This window comes from Synechococcus sp. H55.10, from assembly GCF_047502715.1.
Taxonomy (GTDB): domain Bacteria; phylum Cyanobacteriota; class Cyanobacteriia; order Thermostichales; family Thermostichaceae; genus Thermostichus.
The window spans coordinates 1-3431 of the sequence record NZ_JANSJJ010000141.1 but is presented as its reverse complement, the minus strand read 5'-3'; the positions used below and the strand labels follow the sequence as shown (position 1 = coordinate 3431).

The window sequence follows — 3431 nt, the reverse complement described above, 5'->3', positions numbered from 1 at the left end:
TTGCGCTGTGCCCGCTTGACAAAACCGGCAGCTCTTGCTATACTCTCACCCGTCAATCGCTCCGGCGATGACACGGAGGACGGCCCAGCCGGGCACGCTCCGCAACCAATTGGCCCGTCGTTCACGGCGCAGCGCAGTTTGCCTGCACCGCTTTTTTTCGCCACGGGCCGGTCGTACCTTGACAACTCACGCGATTGTTGAGAGAGAACCTGCATCATCACCATCCCTGGTGCGCGTTGTCCACCCGTGCACCAGGTGCCGTTCGGCCCATTGGCCGTGACGGACGGAAGACATGATGAGCACACGATGGATGCCATGGCGCTGCGTGCCGAGGAAGGACGGGGCACGGCACCGATATGCTCCGGGGAGCCGCGTGCAGGCTGTGATCCGGAGGTCTCCGAATGGGGCAACCCGCTGCCATCTGGCAGCGCTCCGCATGCGCGGAGCGGGAACCCGGCCAACTGAAACATCTCAGTAGCCGGAGGAAGAGTGAACGACACCCGTAGTAGCGGCGAGCGAACCGGGTGAGGCCTAAACCGTGCGCGTGCCAAGGGAGCAGCCGTTGCGCGCACGGGGTTGGAGGACGACCCACGCCCATCCTGCTCGATGGGCCTCACGCGACCGCGTTCAGCAGAAGCAGTGTGGAACCCTGCACCAGAGAGCGTGAGAGTCGCGTATGCGTGCGCCTCAGCGTGAGGGGTCGTTCCTGAGTAGGTCCGGGCACGAAGAACCCGGGCTGAAGCCGGGCAGACCACTGTCCAAGGCAAGCTACACGCAGTGACCGATAGCGCACAGTACCGTGAGGGAACGGTGAAAAGTACCCCGGTGAGGGGAGTGAAAGAGACCCTGAAATCGTGTGCTTCCACGCCGTGGGAGCCGGGCAACCGGTGACCGCGTGCCTTTTGGAGTATGATCCGGCGAGTAATCCTCGGTGGCGTGGTTAAGGCAGAGCCAGCCGGAGCCGGAGTGAACGCGAGCCTGAACAGGGCGAGCGTCGCCGGGGATTGACCCGAAACCGTGTGAGCTACCCATGGCCAGGCTGAAGCGTCCCTAACAGGACGTGGAGGGCCGCACCGGTGTCTGTTGCAAAAGGCTCGGATGAGCTGTGGGTAGGGGTGAAATGCCAATCGAACACGGAGATAGCTGGTTCTCCCCGAAATGTATTGAGGTACAGCCGCGGCAATGGCACACCCGGAGGTAGAGCACTGTTGTTGTGCGGGGGCTTCACCGCTTACCAAGCGACGGCAAACTGCGAATGCCGGGTGTGTGCACCGCGAGTGAGACGGCGGGTGCGAATATCCGTCGTCGAGAGGGAAACAACCCAGACCGCCGGCTAAGGTCCCCCAGTGGTCGCTAAGTGGGAAAGGTTGTGGCGCCGCTTAGACAACCAGGAGGTTGGCTTAGAAGCAGCCATCCTTGAAAGAGTGCGTAACAGCTCACTGGTCAAGCAGCGCTGCGCCGAGGCTGTAACGGGGCAAAGCGACCCACCGAAGCCGCGGGTTGACCGAGAGGTCAACGGTAGGGGAGCGTCGTGACCGCAGGGAAGGGACGGCGGAAGCCGCACTGGAGCGGGCACGAGTGCGAATGCCGGAATGAGTAACGGAGAAGCGATGTGGCAATCATCGCCACCGAAAGTCAAAGGGTTCTGCCGCACGGATGCACCGCGGCAGGGTAGTCGGGCCTAAGGGGACGGCCACGGCCAGACCCGATGGACAACAGGTGAATAGTCCTGTACCGTGGAGTGGTCGCTTGACCAATGCCGGATGCTGAGGGGTAGTCGCCGCGGCGAGACGAGCGCCGTCCAAGCCGGTAGGGAGCAGGGCGAAGGAAATCCGTCCTGCGCTGACCGAGAGGTGAGTGAAAGGGGGTTGGGGAACCAACCGCCAATGGCGAGGCGCCTGTGCAGCCACGAAAGGCCGGCTCGGGAGACCACCCACGCCCGTACCGCAAACCGACACAGGTAGACAGGTCGAGGAGACCAAGGTGGACGAGTGACCCCCGGTTAAGGAACTCGGCAAATTGACCCCGTACCTTCGGAAGAAGGGGTGCTGCGTGTAGGGTGAAGCCCCTGGCGGGTGGAGCCCGAGGCAGCCGCAGGGTCCAGGCCCGGGCGACTGGATACCAGAACCACAGCTCCCTGCTGAAGCCGGAAGGCGACGTATAGGGGGTGATGCCTGCCCAGTGCCGGAAGGTTAAGGGGAGGGGTGAACGCTCCAAACCGAAGCCCCGGTAAACGGCGGCTGTAACTATAACAGTCCTAAGGTAGCGAAATTCCTTGTCGGGTAAGTTCCGACCCGCACGAAAGGCATCACGATCTGGGCACTGTCTCGACCGGGGGCTCGGTGAAATTGCAGTGGCCGTGAAGATGCGGCCAACTCAGAGCGGGACAAAAAGACCCCGTGGAGCTTTACTACAGCTTGCCATCGGGCCGTGCAGGCGGATGCGTAGGATAGGTGGGAGGCGGAGAAGGCGGACTTGCGGGTCTGCTGGAGCCGACGGTGAAATACCACTCTTCGGTCTGCGCTGCCCTCACCGGCGGAAGGCTGGGACGGTGGCTGGCGGGTAGTTTGACTGGGGCGGTCGCCTCCTAAAGGGTAACGGAGGCGCGCAATGGCGCCCTCAGGCGGGATGGTCATCCGCCGTGGAGTGCAACGGCAGAAGGGCGCTTGACTGCGAGGCAGACAGGCCGAGCAGGGATGAAAGTCGGCCGTAGTGATCCCACAGTACCGGGTGGAAGGGCTGTGGCTTAACGGATAAAAGCTACCCCGGGGATAACAGGCTCAGACCGCCCAAGAGTTCATATCGACGGCGGAGCGTGGCACCTCGATGTCGGCTCGTCGCATCCTGGGGCTGGAGTAGGTCCCAAGGGTTGGGCTGTTCGCCCATGAAAGCGGCACGCGAGCTGGGTTCAGAACGTCGTGAGACAGTTCGGTCTCTATCCGCTCTGAGCGCGTAGAGCAGTGCGCGGGGCTGGCCCTAGTACGAGAGGACCGGGCTGGACGGACCGCTGGTGGAGGAGTTGTGGGGCGGCCTGCAAGCTCCGTAGCTATGTCCGGGAGTGAGAACCGCTGAAAGCATCTAAGTGGGAAACACGCCGCAAGACGACTGCTCTCACAGCGCAAGGCTGGTAAGCCCCCCGCGAGATGAGCGGGATAAGCGGCCGGAGCTGGAGGCGGGGTGACCCGTAGAGGCGACCGGTGCGCAGGGGCGAGGGCTTCCGTCCGTCGCGGCGAGGGGGCCGGGACGGGAGCGTGGTGATGGTGCAGGCAGCAAGAAGGACAATCGCGTGAGGGGTGAAGGGACGACCTTCAACCACTGGGTGTGTGAGGAGCGCGGTGGACCCACCCCGATCCATCCCGAACCGGGTCGTGAAACATCGCAGCGCCGATCCTACTGGCGGCTCTCCGCTGGGAACCTAGGTCCACGCACCC

General features: G+C 63.5%; 2 rRNA genes. Both read left to right on the top strand.

From position 1 onward, the window contains the following. Positions 1 to 283 precede the first annotated feature (283 nt). A 23S ribosomal RNA gene (locus NW858_RS09220) occupies positions 284 to 3223 on the top strand. Positions 3224 to 3317: 94 nt separating this feature from the next. Next, positions 3318 to 3431: ribosomal RNA gene (gene rrf / locus NW858_RS09215) — 5S ribosomal RNA — on the top strand; the annotation flags it as partial.